The sequence below is a fragment of the Novosphingobium sp. FG90 genome (assembly GCF_057808725.1).
Window position 1 is genome coordinate 20,009 of sequence record NZ_JBMDIO010000042.1, and the last position, 17,198, is coordinate 37,206.

11 protein-coding genes are annotated in these 17,198 nt (G+C 64.4%); 6 read left to right on the forward strand and 5 right to left on the reverse strand.

Annotation, left to right across the window (positions count from 1 at the left end; genetic code table 11):
* Positions 1-88 precede the first annotated feature (88 nt).
* Positions 89-2,914 (reverse strand): TonB-dependent receptor domain-containing protein, encoded by a 2,826-nt coding sequence (locus tag ACODRZ_RS23465; RefSeq protein ID WP_488972753.1) that lies wholly within the window; start codon positions 2,912-2,914, stop codon positions 89-91.
* Between the two features lie 543 nt (positions 2,915-3,457).
* Between ACODRZ_RS23465 and ACODRZ_RS23470 the strand changes: the two genes are divergently transcribed.
* Positions 3,458-6,289, forward strand: coding sequence for a TonB-dependent receptor (locus ACODRZ_RS23470; protein WP_488972754.1), 2,832 nt, complete (start codon positions 3,458-3,460; stop codon positions 6,287-6,289).
* A gap of 105 nt (positions 6,290-6,394) precedes the next feature.
* On the opposite strand, the gene ACODRZ_RS23475 is transcribed toward ACODRZ_RS23470, so the two are convergent.
* From ACODRZ_RS23475 to ACODRZ_RS23490, 4 genes are read right to left on the reverse strand one after another with little or no spacing between them, the layout of a single operon-like run.
* Positions 6,395-7,807: a glycosyl hydrolase family 28 protein gene (locus ACODRZ_RS23475; protein ID WP_488972755.1), complete on the reverse strand. Its 1,413-nt coding sequence runs from the start codon at positions 7,805-7,807 to the stop codon at positions 6,395-6,397.
* A complete protein-coding gene (locus tag ACODRZ_RS23480) occupies positions 7,804-9,519 on the reverse strand; it encodes a glycoside hydrolase family 43 protein (protein ID WP_488972756.1) in 1,716 nt (571 codons plus the stop codon). Before ACODRZ_RS23480 ends, ACODRZ_RS23475 begins: the two co-directional genes overlap by 4 nt.
* 14 nt (positions 9,520-9,533) lie before the next feature.
* Positions 9,534-10,421: an ROK family protein gene (locus ACODRZ_RS23485; RefSeq protein ID WP_488972757.1), complete on the reverse strand. Its 888-nt coding sequence runs from the start codon at positions 10,419-10,421 to the stop codon at positions 9,534-9,536.
* 48 nt (positions 10,422-10,469) lie between these two features.
* Entirely contained in the window at positions 10,470-11,534 is a 1,065-nt protein-coding gene (locus ACODRZ_RS23490; protein WP_285019675.1) for a LacI family DNA-binding transcriptional regulator, read from the reverse strand.
* A gap of 204 nt (positions 11,535-11,738) precedes the next feature.
* Here ACODRZ_RS23490 and ACODRZ_RS23495 point away from each other — a divergent pair, with 204 nt between their 5' ends.
* The 5 genes from ACODRZ_RS23495 to ACODRZ_RS23515 all read left to right on the forward strand — a co-directional run.
* Positions 11,739-13,031 carry an oligosaccharide MFS transporter gene (locus tag ACODRZ_RS23495; RefSeq protein ID WP_488972758.1) on the forward strand — a complete coding sequence of 431 codons (1,293 nt, stop codon included), beginning with the start codon at positions 11,739-11,741 and terminating at the stop codon, positions 13,029-13,031.
* Positions 13,031-14,209 carry a glycoside hydrolase family 88 protein gene (locus ACODRZ_RS23500; protein ID WP_488972759.1) on the forward strand — a complete coding sequence of 393 codons (1,179 nt, stop codon included), beginning with the start codon at positions 13,031-13,033 and terminating at the stop codon, positions 14,207-14,209. The genes ACODRZ_RS23495 and ACODRZ_RS23500 overlap by 1 nt, the downstream gene beginning before the upstream one ends.
* A gap of 3 nt (positions 14,210-14,212) precedes the next feature.
* Positions 14,213-15,706 (forward strand): nucleoside hydrolase-like domain-containing protein, encoded by a 1,494-nt coding sequence (locus ACODRZ_RS23505; RefSeq protein WP_488972760.1) that lies wholly within the window; start codon positions 14,213-14,215, stop codon positions 15,704-15,706.
* On the forward strand, positions 15,703-16,515 hold the full coding sequence (locus ACODRZ_RS23510) for a class I mannose-6-phosphate isomerase (protein ID WP_488972761.1): 813 nt from the start codon (positions 15,703-15,705) through the stop codon (positions 16,513-16,515). The genes ACODRZ_RS23505 and ACODRZ_RS23510 overlap by 4 nt, the downstream gene beginning before the upstream one ends.
* Before the next feature lie 64 nt (positions 16,516-16,579).
* Positions 16,580-17,198: 5-deoxy-glucuronate isomerase (locus ACODRZ_RS23515; RefSeq protein WP_488972762.1), on the forward strand; the 619-nt coding region annotated here is incomplete at its 3' end.

A 17,198-nucleotide genomic window follows, 5' to 3' on the forward strand; every position in this document is an offset into this window, starting at 1 on the left:
GAGAAGATAGGATTGCATATTGGTTCTCTTGGCACGGTGTCACGCCGCCGACGATTTTTGTCAGCGGCGTGACAACGTGCAGCGGGGATTAGAAGCGAGCGGTCGCAGTGAAAAAATAGGATCGCGGTGCGTTCGTCTGCACTTGCGACAGCGCGTTGGGGTACATTTCCAAGAACTGTTCTTCCGTCAGTTCCGGAGGACGCGTGCCAACTTGGCTGAGCTGCGTCGGGTTCATGTCGTTGAACAGGTTGTTGACGTTGAGATTGAGAGTGACCGCCTTGCTCAGGTTGTAGCGCAGGCCGATATCGGAGAGCTTCTGCGCAGGCAGGCGGAAAGTGTCGCGAACGGTCACCGGGCGCGAACTGATGTAGCGGAAGCGGTAGTACGCCGCGAACGGTCCGAAATGAAGGTTCGCGGTTCCGTTGTAGGTGACGACGGCGGCCCGCTCCTGCGGTCCGGACAGATAGGTCGCGGTATCGTCGTCGGGAGGCAGGATTCCATTGGGGCACCTTTCAGGGGTGGGCACCCCGTTGCAGGTTCCAAGGCTGATCGAGGCGAACGAGACGGTCTTGCCCTTGTTCAGCGTCAGCACATTGCGGATGTCGAACCAGCGCGTGAAGCGGATCGCATTGTCCAGTTCCAGGCCGTACGAGCGATAATGGCTGAAGAACGGGCGCGTCGTATAGCGCGTGACGCCGTCGGCAAGCAGGCCGCTGTTGTTGCGCACAGCCACGTTCGCCAGGTCGGTGTAGAACACTACCGGGTTGAAGGTCAGCCATTTGTTGCGGAACTGCAGCGACAGCTCGTACTGCTCGATCGTGGGCAATGGGTCGAGCGAGAACTGGTCGGCGAGGGTCTGGGACACGTTGAAACCGTCCCAGAATGCGTCGTTGTTCTTCCTCCCCTTGGTGTAGCGGGCATAGAGCGCGGCCTGGCTGCTGATCATGTAGCTGACGGCGCCGCTGTACTGCAGGAACCTTGTGCTCTTGTCGTAGCGGAACGTCGTCGCTGCCGATTCGATCGCGTAAAGGTTGTCGTACAGGGTCAGCGGATCGCCATCGACGCCACCGAAGGTGCGTGAGGCCGCATTCGGATTGGTCGAGTAGCGCCGGTTGACGCCCCAGCCCCGGTAGAAGGTGTAGCGGGCCCCGAAGTCGAACAGCAGGCGGCTGGTCGGCTCCCAGGTGATCCCGAACATCGGCGAAATCTCGCGGACGTTGGCCCGGTCGCGAAGCGTGAGGCCGGTGCTGCTTCCCAACGCGCCGAAGCCGGTCGGATCGGTCAGTTGGTAGACGGTGCCGGCGGCGCCACCGGCCGCGGTCGTCGTTGTGGTCTGGAAGTCGACGTCCAGCGTGGTCGGATTGTTCTGCAGCGGCATGATCCCGCGGCCCGCATAGGCGAAGTCCCGGGAGAAGCGGGTCAGGTTGAAGTAGGTACCCGCAGTCACCGTGACCGGGCCGAAGTCCTTGGTCAGGGTGAACTGGTCGGTGATGTCGCGGCTGCGGATCACGCCGCTGGCATTGGATGATCCCACCGTCAGGATGAGGTTGCTGCTGTCGATCGGGGCCTGGTTGACGATGCTCTGGTTGGGCAGGAGGTTGGGCGTGTTGCGGTCGATGCAGTAGCCGTTGCTCACCGGCGTCACGCAGACCCCGTTCTGACTCGCGGCGGTGACGCGATAGACGCGGGCCAGCTCCTGACCGGTGGACCGGTCGCTCAGCGTGAAGAAGCCGGGCGTGTTAGCCAGGCCTGCTGCCTGAGTTCCGAGCAGGCGGAAGGTGTCGGCGTTCAGCAGGCTCTGGTAGCCGATGTCGGTGGCGTAGGTATGGTTCACCTGATTGCGCTGGATGCGAAGGTTGTTGGTGAACGACCAGCCCCCGCCGAACTCGTGATCCCACTTGATGCCGCCGGCAATCGACTTCTCGTGGCTGAAGCTGCTGGGATTCCACTCGCGCGTGTCGCCATCGCCGCCGAAAGGCACGGTGTGCGAGAGATTTCCGGTGGGCAGGAAGTTGACCGAATTGCCGAACTGCTCGGTGAACTGCGGATTGTCGAAGCCATAGGCAAGCGGACGATAGGTATCGAGATTGCCGGTATGGTCGTCGAGATACTTGAAACTGACGAGGAAACCGCCCGTACCAACCCCCGAATCGTAGTTGACGTTGGCGTTGGCCTTGATCTGCCCGCCCCGGTTCAGCGGATAGGGAATGTCGCGGTAGCCGAAGCTGCGACGATAGTTTCCGCCGATCGAGAAGCCGAGATTGCGCTCCTCGTTGCGCCACCCGTAGTACAGGTCGAACTTCTGGTAGGGATTGTCCTCGCCCTCGATGCCCAGGCGCGCGATGGCAAGTCCGCCGGGATCCGAGAGCCCGGTTTTCGAGATGTAGTTGAACAGGCCGCCCGGAGCGTTCGGGCCGGTGACGGCGGCGGAACCGCCGCGCACCGCCTGGACCCGCTTGATGGTCGCATCGGCGCGCAGGAACATGTCCGGCTGGAAATTCGAGTATGGCGCCGGGACGACGGGCATGCCGTCCTCGAGAATCGTCGTCCAGTAATAGCCGTAGGTGCCCGAGGCGGTGCCATTGGACAGACCGCGCGCATAGACGGTGTTCTTGGTCTCGCCCGCGTCGCTGTTGACCACGACGCCGGGAATCTCCGTCAGCAGATCCGCGGCGCTGACCGGGACGGTATCGCGGATTTTCTCCTCGCTTACGGTTGTCACCGCGACCGGCGCCTTGGAAGCGGCGGTGTCGCGCAGGACACCGGTGACGATGATCTCCTCGGTGGTTGCCTCCTCCTGGGCAGGCGCAGCGCTCGCCGCCGCGCCCTGCGCTTGCGCCGCTGCCGGTACGAGTGCGGGCAGTGCGACGCCTGCCCAAAGCATTGCAATGGTCGTGATGCGCGATCGCGTCATCATCCTCTCCTGTCGTGATGTTCTGGATTGGCAGGCGGGCCTGCTGCGAATACTGATATCGATATCAGATATTTTCGACAATAGGGTTTTTGAGATTGGTGCGATCCGCCGCCTGGGCGCGGCAAGCCGGGACGATCTCACGAAGGCAGATGGACCTCGGCACGTCGCCGAGCATGCTTGGACCCACCCAATGCGCTGCCGTCTGCGACACCCCCTCCCCACAGCGAGTCCATGCGGGCGGTCAACCGGCAACACCCCACCAAGCCTAAATCGCCTGACGCAATCTCGGCAAACGGCAATCCGCACCCCCGGATCTGCCAGCATGGCGATGATTTTATTGGCAATATCTCCGAGCACCCGCTCGAGTGAAAGATTCCGGTTGCGCAGCGTATCTGGTATCGATATCAGAATGGGTATCGATACCAGTAAGGTTTCGAGGGAGTCGAAGAAGTTCAGGGTGCGCCAAAGCATCCGAACTGCCGGAGGGGATATATGAACAACATCGTGCGCTTGACGTCCGCACTTCTCGCGAGCTGCATTGCCATGCCTGCACTTGCCCAGACCGAGACCGATTCAACGGAAACCGCGAGCCAGGACATCGTGGTGACCGGCATTCGCGCCAGTCTGCAAAGCGCCGTCCAGATGAAGAAGAACACGATGGAAGTCGTCGACTCCATCACCGCGCAGGACATCGGCAAGCTGCCGGATCCGAACGTCGCCGAGACCCTCACCCGCGTCCCGGGCGTCCAGGCCTATCGCTTCGGCGGTGAGGCATCTTCGCCCGTCGGCAATGGTTCGGGCCTGACCATCCGCGGCCTCACGGGCCAGACCGGATCGCGCGTTGATGGACGCGCCTACTTCACCGCCGGTAGCCGCGAATTCAACGTCGAGGGCGCGAGCCCTGGCATGGTCGCCGGCCTCGATGTGTTCAAGAATCCGTCGGCCGAGCATATCGAAGGCGCGATCGGCGGCCTGGTCAACATCCGCACGCGCAAGCCCTTCGACTTCAAGGGCCTGGCCGTATCCGCCGCCGCGGGCGGGCGCTACAACGATCTGGGCAAGAAGCTCACGCCCGAATACTTCGGAATGGTATCGAACCGCTGGGACCTTCCGGGCGGCGGCGAGATCGGCGTGCTGCTGGCGGCAAGCTACGCCAAGAGCTTCAATCGCGGCGACAACACGCCGTCCGTGGGCGGCACCCAGTTCCGCCGGGCGATCCGCGCGGACAGCGCCGAATACGCGGCGAACGTCGGCACCGGGCTGAACCTCAATGGCGCTTATCTGGGCCGTTCGGACGTGACGTATCTGGCGGACGTTAATCCGGCCGCCGTCTCGGCCAGCGAGCGCCAGAACCTGCTGACATCGGTCGGCGTACAGAACAACATTGCCCAGGAGGACTATACCCGCACCCGCAAAGGGCTCAACGGTGCCTTGCAATGGCGACCGGCCCCGGGGCTCGAGTTCTACGTGGAGGGCAATTACAACTCGTACCTCTATCACCAGAACTATCGCTTCCTCAACGCGACCGACAGCCGGTACGCGCAAGGCCTGACGACACAGGCCTTCACGATCGACGAGATGCTCGCCAACCGCAACGCAAACGGCGGGTCTAACGACCTCCTGTCCGGCCAGCGCATAACCGGCGCTACGTTCCTGAATTCCGGGCTGTCGACCACCGGCGGCGACGAGCATCGCCGCTACGAGACCTTCGTCATCGCGGGCGGCACGAAGTGGGCCGCGAGCGATCACCTCGACGTCGATTTCGACTTCTCCTACGTCAAGGCCGATCAGTCCCAGGACAACCGGGCCGTGACGCTGGCATCGGCGGCCGGATTGACCTGGGACATCACACGCGATCTGGGCCGCCCGCAGCAAGTCTCGATCACCGGCCCCGACCTGTCTTCGGCCAGTTCGTGGGTGTTCAACAACTACTCGAACGCCACCAATCAGGTCTGGCACGATGACGGCATCGCCGCCGCACTCGACCTTGTCTACAAGTTCGACGATTCCTTCCTCAAGGACATCAAGTTCGGGGCGCGATACGCCACGCAGAAGGACCGCTACCGCAACTACTCGTTCAGCAACCGCAACCTCACCACCAACGGCCTGGCGCTGGCAGCGGACCGCTCGAACGCGATATCGGTAGCCTCGATGGCGGATCTGGTCGAAACATCGCCGACCAACTTCATGGGTGGCGAGGCGGGCTACCGGGGCGGCTACCTGACGTTTTCGCCAGATGCCCTGCTGGGCGACAATGTGCGCTCGCGTTTCCCCAACGCGGGAATCCTGTCCGAGGACTCGCTGGCCGAAATCGTGCTCAATCGCCGCTACTTCAGCGAGAAGAGCTACGCCGGCTACGCCGTCGCCGACTTCGGCTTCCTCGACGACCGGATCAAGGGCAATGTGGGTGTGCGCGTCATCAAGACCGACACGTTCGTGCGCGCCATGATCGATCCGCTCAATACGGGTAACATCACAGCGAGCGAGAGCACATCGTCCTACACCTCCGCGCTGCCCAGTTTCAACCTGACCGGCTACATTACACCCGACACCCTGGTGCGCTTCGGCTACGGCAAGGGGATCACCCGGCCCGAGTTTTCCAAGCTGAACCCTTCACTCATCATCAACCCCGTCACGGGCATCGCCTCAATCGGCAACCCTGACCTCAAGCCCCAGACCGCCAATAGTTTCGACCTCTCGTTCGAGCACTACTTCTCGCCAATAAACTATGTGTCCGCCGCAATTTTTTATAAAAAGATCGATGGCTTCTTCAGCGATCTCTCGTCATGCGAAACCTTACCGGGCGCTCCAGCGCCCACGGCAAGCACGAGCTGCACCGGAGATCAGTACTTCATCACCCGGACCATCAATGCGGAAAAGGGAACGGCCAAGGGCATCGAACTGGCGGGACAGACCTTCTTCGACTACGATTTCCTGCCCGAATTCGCGCATCATTTCGGCGTGCAAGGCTCGTTCACCTATGTCGAAACGAAGAACCCGCTGACGCTCAACGGCCAGCGCGTCAACACGATGCAGCCGCTGACGTCCAAGTATTCATACTCGGTTACCGGGCTTTACGAAGACGAGACGATCTCCGCACGCCTCGTCTACACTTGGCGCTCGAAGGCGATCCTGTTCGGCCTGGCGGCCAACCCGATCGACGGTCGCTACATCCGCAGCTTCGGGCTGCTCGATGCCTCGATCAACTTCAATCTGGCACACAATTTCTCCCTCGCGATCACCGCCTCGAACCTCACCAACCAGGCGGCTGACCGCTTCGTGGGCGAACCCGATCTCGCGACCGGGATCGAGCGCCAGCATTTCATGAACGGCCGCAACTTCGGCGCGACGCTGCGCTACAATTTCGGAAGCTGACGCTTCCGGGACGAGAGGGGACTCCTCCCAATGAAACCCTCTCAAGCCTGATGGGTCGCCGGCTCCTCCGCCGGCGACCCATTTTTCACATCAGCGCGGTGAGGATTATTGCGGTGAGGTCGAGACCCGTTCCGCGTAGGTTCCGACATTGATATCCTCGAGCGACAGGGGCCCATCCGGTCCGCCAACATCGACAACGCTGACATCGCGCACGCTCCTGTGGGCGTCGAATCCGGCGATGACGGGGCGGTTCACGCTCCCGCGGCGCAGCCGGACATGGCGCATCACGATGTTCTCGATTCCCCGCCCCGGAGCCAGACTGTACTTCTGGTTGAAGACCACCCGGAAGTTGAACAGCATGCCTTCCTCGATCCGATCTATGCGGATGTCGTCGAACACCACGTTGCGGACCAGGTTGTTGTCGCCATCGGTGATCGCCAGCGCGCCCTGATAGTCGCGGTCGTCCTCGTCGTGATCGAGGATGTCGATGTTGCGGAACACCAGGTTCTCGATCGTGCGCGGCTCATCCTTGCTGCCGTGAAGCCCGATGTTCACCGGATGGGCGACGTCCGCCCAGAGCGTCGAATTCTCCACGAGGTAGTTGCGCGCATCGCCGTGATAGTCCCAGCGATCGGCATAGATCGCCACGGCATCGTCGGAAGTGCGCAAGAATGCGCCGTCGATGTGGACGTCCGAGCAGGCCATCAGGTCGATGCCGTCGGTCCAGCCGCCCGCACTGAAGGTGCGCAAATTGCGAACCGTCAACCCGCGCGACTGTCCGCACATCAAGGTATAATGGCCCGGGTTGATCACGATCGGACCATCGATCTCGATGGCCTGGGAATGGAGAACGGTTATCCCCTCCTTGGCGCCCCTGAGGATACCCGGCCCGACGATGCGCACGTCATGGGCGTTGGCGACATCGACCTGCCCCTTGAGGATCGCGCCGCCGGCAAGACGCACGTCGGTATTCGATTCGAAGCGGAAGCTGTCCTGCCCTGGCGGCGGGACGTGGATGCCGGGACCCAATGCCACGAGCGTGCGCCCTTTCGTGGGCCCGGCGGCCGGATAGATCGGATTGGCGAAGAGATGGAGGTTGTGAAGACGATCATCGTCGAACTCGACCGCCAGGTTCGCCGGGCCATCCAGCTTCAGGTATGCGATCGCGCCGACGAGCCTGGCCGCGATGCCGCGCGACGCGGGCCGCACGGCAACGTGACGAACCGCGCCGTTGTTCTTCTGGATCGCCACCTCGACCGGACCGCTGGTCCCGAAGGTGACCATCGAGGCGGGCTGCGGCTTGTCGAGATCGACCATGACGCGGTGTTCGTACAGGTCCCGCCATTCCCCTCCGGGCTGTCGTACCCGCACGGTGAAAGTGTCGTCGAGCGAGGTGTAGTAGTCGCTGCCCGGCGGCGGCGGGTAGACCTCGAGAACCCCGGGCGCAGCGGGCGGCGCGGCCTGTGCGGCAAGTCCAACGGCAAGCGCGCCAAGCGCGACGACCGTCAGGGGCTTCACTGCCCGATCCTCCACCAGTCGTACCGCGCGTATCCGACACTCGTCGCGACCGCAGCGGGCGTGCCGAGGGCAGCCTGCGCGAAAAGGCCGATCTGGGCGCCAACCCAGCGCCCCTGCCTGGCTTCGAACGTCGATCCCAGCTCTTCGTACCGCGCGCCGTCGAGACTGTAGGCGAAGCGCACCGCCATGCGGGCATCGCGCAGCATCGAGGGCCAGTAGGGCTCAAAGTCGGGGAGCGGCACATCCACCATGACCGGCCTGGCGCAGGCCCTGAGCCAGACACGATCCTGCTTCAGCACCGGCCCGGCTATTTCGGTGATCGGCATGGCGGGACGCTCGTCGTCCTTGCGCACCTGCACTACCCGCATGCCTTCTGGGCGGTTCTCCAAGCCAATCCATGCAAAGTTGACCCCGTGCACTGCCAGCCCGGCCCGCTCGCCGATCCGCAGGGGCGCAAAGCGCATCAGCGTGCTCGCGCAGAACGCCGGTCCCGGAAGCTTCTGCGACAGCACCGCCCCGGTCTCATACAGGTCCGCGGATCCCGTCACCGACTTGAGCTTCAGCCATCCGTCCTCGACGCTGAACCAGTCGTCCCCCGGGTTGCTACCGAACTGCCAGGCGAGAGCATAGCCTTGATCGAATTCGTCATCGGCGACCGGCGCCGCGACCTGCTGTGTCGCCACGCCGGGTTTGCGATGCACGAGCACCGGCTCGCCGCGTCCGTCGCCATCGGTGTCGGTACCGATCACCGGCCAGCCATCCATCCAGCGCATCGGCTGGAGGTGGACGATCCGCCCATAGGCATCGCGATCCTGGAAATGGAGGAACCAGTCCTCGCCGGCCGGCGTGTCGATCCAAGCGCCCTGGTGCGGCCCGTTGATCGCCGTGCCGCCCTGATCCATCACATTGCGCCCCTCATAGGGACCCGTAATCCTGCGACTGCGGAAGACGCCCTGCCAGCCCCCCTTGACGCTGCCACTGGGCACGAACACGTAGTACCAGCCACCGCGCTTGTAGAGCTTGGGCCCTTCGGTCGTCTGCCAGGGACGCGGCCCGAGGCTCGTCGCGATCTTGGGCATTCGCCCGGCATCGATGATGATGCGTTCGGGGCCTTCGGTCCTGGTGCCTTCCGCATTCAGCCGCTTGAGCGCGATGAGGTTCGCCTTGCCCGCCCGGCTCTTCGCGAAGGCGTATGCGAGCCAGCCGGTGCCGTCATCGTCCCAGAACGGCGCCGGATCGATCGCGCCGGTGGTCCCGTCCACCAGCACCGGCTCGCTCCATGGTCCCTTCGGATCGATCGCCGAAACCATGAAGATGCCGCGGTCCGGGTCGGGATAGTAAATCACGAAGCGACCATCGCGATGACGGATCGCGGGAGCCCACACCCCTCCCCCGCGCCGGGCGGTACGATAATGGTCTTCAGGGGGAATACGGCGCAGGGCGTGGCCGATCAGCGTCCAGTTGACGAGGTCGCGCGAGTGGAGGATCGGCAGGCCCGGCACATCCGTGAACGAGGACGACACGAGATAGAAATCGTCGCCGACCCGAACGGCATCGGGGTCCGAATAGTCGCCTGCCAGCACCGGGTTGCGATAAGTGCCGTCACCCTGATCGGCGATCCAGCGCCCCTCACCGGCGCCTGCTCCAGCGGATGCGCCTGCGGTCATACATGCGGCAAGCGCCGCGAGCGAAAGCAAGCTCTTGCGAAGCATGGTCTTCTCCCGGGTCAGGCTGCGGCGTCCTCGGCGAGCAGGAAGGCTCCGACGAGGCCAGAGGGCTCCCTGCATGCGGGAGCCACGATCGCGCGCTCCATGTCCTCGATCGTGCGCAGCGCATGGACATAGCCGCCCAGCAATTCGAGCGTGCGCGCCCGGATCAGCGGCAGCAGGCGCTCCTGCTTCATCACCCCTCCGCCGAGCACAATGCGCTGCGGCCCGGTGGTCAGGAACAGCGAGGCACACAGCTGTGCGAGATAGCTCGCCTCGACATCCCAGAACGGATGGTCGTGAGGGACGTGGGACGGGGTTAGGTCCCACGCCGCGGCCACGGCGGGGCCCGCCGCAAGGCCCTCGAGGCAATCCCCGTGGAAGGGGCACAGTCCGGCGAAATCGCCATGCGCCGGATGACGCCGGACCGGAATGTGCCCGGCCTCGGGATGACCGATGCCATGGACGGTACGGCCGGCGCTCACGAGACCCACCCCGATCCCGGTGCCGACCGTGACATAGGCAAGATCGCGCAGGCCCCCGCCGATCGCGGCGATCTCCGCGAGGGCGGCGGCGTTGACATCGGTATCCAGCCCGATCGGCACGTCAAGGAAACCGCGCGCACGCGCGATCATGTCGGTGCCCTCCCAGCCCGACTTGGGCGTCGCCAGGATGTGGCCGTACTGGGGCCTGGCCGGGTCGACGCCGACGGGACCGAAGCTGGCGATACCCAGCCCCGTCAAGGGCCCGAGGTCCGCCGCCGAGCGGAAGAATGCCTTCACGTCCGCGAAGGTGGCATCGGGATCGCGCGTCGGGATGGTGACGGTGCGCAGCGAGCCGCCACCCGAACTGCCCACCGCGCAGACGAACTTGGTGCCCCCCGCTTCGATCGCGCCGAAGATGGTCATGCGATTATCCTTTCGCAAAATGTCTGGATGGCTGCAGGCGCAGCCGGTTCAGTCGATCGGTGCGCCGGTCGAGGCGCGTTCGACCAGTGTCAGCATCTCGCGCACATGCTTCACTTCCGGCCGTGCGCCGGTCCGTGCCTCGCGCACCTGGTCGCTCAGCAGCGCGACAGCGCGCGACGCCATGTCCGAGATCGGCTGACGGATGGTGGTAAGCTCGGGCCAGATGGTGGCAGCGATCTGCGCGTCGTCGAAGCCGGCGATGCTGAGGTCGCCCGGGATCCGCAGGCCCAGGCCATGGGCGACCGCAGTGACGGCCGCCGCCATGTCGTCGTTGCTGGCGAAGATCGCGGTCGGCCGGTTGGGCTGGTCGAGCAGCTTGTGCGCGGCATCGAGCCCCGAGCGGTAGCTGAACAGCCCCGGCGCGATCCATTCGTCGCGGATCGTCAGCGATGCGCCTGCCATGGCCGCGCGGTAGCCCTGCTCGCGGCGCTGGGACGGCGAGTGCGCCGGATCGCCCTGGATGAAGCCGATCGCGCGGTGCCCCTTGCCGATGAGGTAGCGCGTCATGTCGAAGGCGCCCTTGTAGTCATCGACGATGATGGCCGAGATGCCTTCGCGGGGGATGGCCGTCGCGAAGGCGAGCGGGATCACGTCCGCACTGGCGGCAAGATCGAGCAGCGCCTGCGAATCGCACAGTGGCGGCGGCAGGATGACCCCGCCGATGCGCGCCTCGACGAGACGATGGAGGCTGGCGATGGCTTCCGCCTCGTTCGCGCCCGGCTCGATGAGGAACTGGCAGCCGCTCTCCCCGCTCTGGCGAAACGCGCCCATGAGGAATGTGCCGAGGTTCGACGAGGAGGGATTGGAATAGATCGCCCCCACCCGCACCGCGCTCGAAAAGCTGCGGGCGTTGAGATTGGGCGAATACTCAAGTTCGGCAATCGCCGCATTCACCCGCTCGCGCATCGCCTCGCTGACATGCCGCTTGCCGGTCATCACCCGCGATACCGTCATCGATGACACGCCGGCATGGCGCGCCACATCATGGATCGTCACGACAGGGCGATGCGCACTCTTCGCGCCGCTATCCTTGCGCTTCGACTCATTTGCCATCAAATTGCCTCTCCAGGGCCGTCACGGCCGGCGTGCACCCGATACGGTGACGCGCTTCCCTTTCTGATATCGATAACCTCTCTTGGCCATGTGTCAAGTTAGGCCCTTGCCAAACGGGAATCGCGGTTGCATATGTGATATCGATAACAGAATGCGGCGCGTTCGCGAGATCGAAGCAGCCGCCACGCAGCGAACGAGGATGCCGTGCTTGCCAATCGACAAAGAAACTACGCGGTCCTGAGCGCCTTCCTGTTTGCGTTCTTCTTCGCGCAGGCGATGGCGATGTCGTTGCTGTCGATCTGGCTGACCCGCTCGCTGCACCTGAACGGCGCACAGGCCGGCACGGTCTTCGCGGTCAACTCGATCGGGGCGATGCTGGCCCAGCCGGCCTACGGTTTCCTGTCCGATCGCATGGGCTTTCGCAAAGTGGTGCCGGTCATGATCGCCTCGCTGGTGATCCTCGCCGGGCCGTTCTTCCTGTATGTCTATGCGCCGCTGCTGCGATGGAGCCTGCCGCTGGGTGCGGCCACCGGCGGGATCTATCTCGGCTTCACCTTCATGGCTGGCAGCTATGCCCTGGAGAGCTACGTCGACCGTGTCGGCCGGCGCTACGGTTTCGAATACAGCCGCACCCGGCTGTGGGGCTCGATCGGCTTCGCGACGGCTGCGGCATTCTCCGGCCGTCTCTACAACCTTGATCCGGCGATCAACTTCTTCCTCGCCAGCCTCGCCGGCCTGGCGCTGATTCCGCTGATCCGCCTTGCCCGGATCGAACCGGACGAGGAGGCGCAACAGGCCGCCGACCAGCTGAAGCTGCGCGACACGCTCGCCCTGTTCGGCCAAGCCCGCTTCTGGCGGTTCATGATCCTGATCCTCGGCGTCACCAACCTCTACCTCGTCTACGACCAGCAGTTTCCGTTCTACTTCTCCTCGCTCTTCCCGACGCCCGAGGAAGGCAACGCGATGTTCGGCTACCTCAACGCGGCGCAGATCTTCGTCGAGGCGGGAGGAATGTTCGTGGCTCCGCTCATTGTGCGCCGGATCGGCGCCACCCGCGGACTTCTGCTGGCGGCGATGATCATGATCATTCGCATCGCCGGATCGGGCTTCGCGATCGGTCCGGTCACGATCTCTATGTGCAAGATGGCGCATGCCGTGGAACTGCCGATCCTGGCCGTCTCGATCTTCCGCTACATCGCTTACCACTTCGAGAGCCGGTTCGCCTCGACGGTCTACATGGTCGGCGTCAGCTTCGGCCATTCGCTTGGCCTCGCCATCCTCTCGCCGCTTGCGGGCATCGGATACGACTTCTTCGGCTTCCAGCACACGTATTTCCTGATCGCGGGCTTCGCGCTCTTCTTCTGGATCTGGTCGGCGTTCTCCCTTGCCCCGACCCCGCCCGAATACACGCCTGTCCCTCCCAAGGCCGGACAGGCGCCCGACACCGCCGCGATCGCCTCCGCACCGGACGCTCGCCGCTACGAGGATGCTCTTTGATGAGTGAAGTTACCTTCGAGGACCTGGCTTCCCGCGCACTCGAACGCCCCGGTCCGGACCTGATCGACGCCTGGATCGCCGCGGCACTGGCGCGGGTCGATCGCATGCTGCCGCAGTTCGATACCCATTTTCCCGCGCCCTCGAGCGAGAGCGACATCTATGGCCCCATCGACAACGTCGAGTGGACCAACGGCTTCTGGACCGGGATGCTGTGGCTCTCGTGGGAATTCACGGGGGCGGACAAGTATCGCAAGATCGCGGTGCAGAACCTCGTCTCGTTCGCCAACCGGATCGACAAGCGCATCAACGTCGATCATCACGACCTCGGCTTCCTGTACACCCTGTCCTCCTGCGCCGGTCATCGCCTGACGGGCGATCGCAACGCGAGGGATGCCGGCGTTGCCGCGGCGGCACAGCTGCTGGCGCGCTTCGACCCGGTGGCGAAGGTCATCCAGGCATGGGGCGACATGGACGTGCCCGCCGAACGCGGCCGCATGATCATCGACTGCAACCTCAACGTGCCGCTGCTCTACTGGGCGACCCGCGAGACCGGCGATCCTCGCTTCGCGGCCGCGGCCGACCAGCATCTCGAGCAGGCCGCGCGGCTGCTGGTGCGCCCCGATGCCTCGACGTTCCATACCTACTATGTCGACACCGTCACCGGCGAACCACGTCACGGCAGCACGCACCAGGGCTACTCTGACGACAGCAGCTGGGCGCGCGGACAGGCCTGGGGCATCTATGGCTTCGCCCTCGCCTGGCGGCACACCGGCAGGCAGCACTACCTTGACCTCGCCTCGCGGCTGGCGAACCACTTCCTCAACCGTCTTCCCGACGATGGCATCTGCTGCTGGGACCTGATCTTCACCGATAACGAGGGTGTCGACAGGGACAGCTCGGCAGCCGCCATCGCTGCCTGCGGCCTGCTGGAGCTGGCTCAGGCACTGCCGCTGTCCGATTCCCTTCGTGAGACTTACGAGGCCTGGGCCGTCGCGATCATGAAGACGCTCTCGGAAGACTATCTCGCGCCTGTCGACGGGTCCAACGCGCTGCTGCTGCACGGCGTCTACCACATGCCCAACAAGGCTGGCGTCGATGAAGCCTGCATCTGGGGCGACTACTTCTATCTCGAGGCCCTGATGCGCCTGCGTCGTCCCTGGTCGCCGTACTGGGCGTGACGCATGACCAAGCGTAGCCACGAGATCAGAAAGGGCCCGAAGGCTCCGGCCCGGCGACCGGGTTTCACCCGATGGGCCTCGTGCCTCGCCGCATTCGCCATTGCGGGCTGCGCGGCGACGGCCGGCGCAAGCCCCTGCCCGCGCGAGCCGGACAACGCGAGGCTCATCGTCCTGACGGACATCGGCAACGAGCCGGACGATTCAGAATCGCTGGTACGGCTGCTGCTCTATACCAACGAGATCGACCTGGAGGCGGTGGTCGCATCGACCTCGGTCTGGCAGCATGAACGGATTCGCCCGGAACTCGTGAACGAGCGGATCGCAGGCTACGCGAAGGTGGCCGGAAACCTGCGCATCCACGACTGTCGATACCCTGAAGCCGCCGCGCTTGCGCGCATGGTCAAGCGGGGAAGCCCCCGCTACGGCCTCGCCGGCGTCGGCCCAGGCAAGGCGACCGAGGGCTCGCGCGCCATCTTCGCGGCCCTCGACCGTGACGATGCCAGACCGCTCTGGGTCGCCCTGTGGGGCGGCGCGGTTGACCTCGCGCAGGCGCTGACAGACATGCGCGACACGCGCTCGCCCGAGGCCGTCGACAAGGCGCTTGCCCGGCTGAGGATCTATGCGATCTCCGACCAGGACGATGCCGGCCCGTGGATCAGGACGAATTTTCCCAAGCTGTTCTGGGTCGGCAGCATCCATGCCTTCGGCGACTATTCGGCCGCGACCTGGCGCGGTTTCTCGGGCGATCTCTACAGGCGGCCCGACGTCGTCGCTCCCGCGCCGGCCGGACCCGACAGTCGACTGGTGACAAACGACTGGCTGTCCCGCAATATCCGCAAGGGCCCTCTCGGCTCTTTGTATCCGGCCTGGCTCTACGCCATGGAAGGCGACACCCCCTCGTTCATGAATCTCGTGCGCAACGGCCTGTCCTCTCCGGAGCGGCCCGAATGGGGAGGCTGGGGTGGCCGCTACGGCCGAGTATCGCCCGAGCAGGGCCTCTTCGCCGACGCCACTGATACCGTCGTGGGCATGGACGGGGTCACCTATCGCAGCGGGCAGGCCACGATCTGGCGATGGCGCAAGGCCTACCAGAACGACTTCGCGGCGCGCATCGCCTGGACCCTGAGCGGATGCTACACCTGCGCCAACCATGCGCCTCGGATCGCGCTGAACGGGACGCATTCGCCCTCCCCGCTCATCCTCGCCGCAACGCCCGGAACCACGATCACGCTCGATGCCAGCGGTTCGCGGGATCCCGACGGAGACCAGCTCGATTTCGACTGGTCGAGCTATCCCGAAGCAGGATCGACATTCCCCGAGGCCCCTGCCGAGATCCGCGACAGCAACAAGGCGATCGCGACCGTTGCCGTTCCATCCGGGGCGTCGAAACCGATCCACGTCATCCTGCAGGTCACCGACCATGGTTTGCCATCGCTGACCCGGTACCGCCGGGTCATCATCAATCCCGCGAAAGCCGTGGAAGGCAGCAGTCAATGACCGTCCATCGCCTCACTGCACGCAGTATTTCAAAGCCCTGGGGGATCACCGATGTCCCGTCCGCTTTCCAGTCCATAGCCGGAGACCGGATCGGCGAGGTCTGGTTCACCGATGCCCCGATGCATGCCTCGACACTGCTCGTGAAGTATCTGTTCACGAGCGAGAAGCTGTCGGTTCAGGTGCACCCGAACGATGCCGATGCCCGGACCGTAGGCCTGCCGCGCGGAAAGTCGGAGTGCTGGTATGTCGTCGAAGCAGAGGCGGATGCACGGCTGGGCATAGGCCTGCTCGCTGACATGGATGCCGCTGCGGTCAGGTCCGCCGCTCTCGACGGATCGCTGCAGGATCTCCTCGACTGGAAGCCGGTCAGCCCGGGCAACTTCTTCTACATTCCGGCCGGAACGATCCATGCCGTCGGAGCGGGCCTGCAGATCGTGGAAATCCAGCAGAGCGCCGACGTCACGTATCGCCTCTACGACTACGGCCGCCCCCGCGAGCTCCACCTCGAACGCGGCCTCGCCGTGGCACAGCTGGGCCCCTATTGCATGCCCGAACGGACGGTGTCCGCAAACGAGCACGAATGCCTGGTCGAGCCGGGTAATGCGCCTTTCAGCGTGGACAGCATCGTCGGGGCGGATGGCGATACGTTCACCCTCGCCGACGACGTCTCCTGGTTCGTACCGATCAAGGGTCACGGTCTCATCGACGGGCATCGCTGGACCGCCGGCGAGTGCTGGGTTTCCGAGGGGCCCTGCGACATTGCCGTCGAAGGGCCAATGCATGCGCTTGTCGCCCGCGTGTCGTCCTAGGGCCGAGGCTAGACCACGAATTCGAACATCGTCAGACAATCCGATACCCCAAGGAGGGAAACCAGTGTTCTGCAAGACGTACCACGCCACCCATCCGGACATGATGGAGTGTGTCTCCAACGAGGAACTGCGCGACCGCTATCTGGTCACCGGCATGTTCAAGGCCGGAGAGGTCAACCTCAACTACTCGCACAATGAGCGCTTCATCATCGGCGGCGCGGTTCCGGGTGCGGAGCCGCTTGCCCTGCCGCTGCAGACCGTTCCCAAGAGCGCGGAAGGTAAGTCCTTCTTCGAGCGCCGCGAGGCCGGCATCACCAACATCGGCGGACCGGGCGCGATCACCGTCGACGGCCAGCGCTTCGAGATGAAGAACAAGGAATGCCTCTACGTCCCCATGGGCACGAACGAGGTGATCTTCGAGGGTGAGGGCGCGCGCTTCTACATCGCGTCGGTTCCCGCCCACAAGGCGCTGCCGATCAAGCACATCACGCTCGATCAGGCCAACCCGCTGGCGCGCGGCGACCTTGCCAACTCGAACCAGCGCACGATCTACCAGCTGGTGATCCCCGGCGTGTGCGAGAGCGCGCAGCTGCTGCTCGGCCTGACCGTGCTGGAAGAGGGCTCGGTCTGGAACACGATGCCGCCGCACCTCCACGACCGCCGCTCGGAAATCTACCTGTACT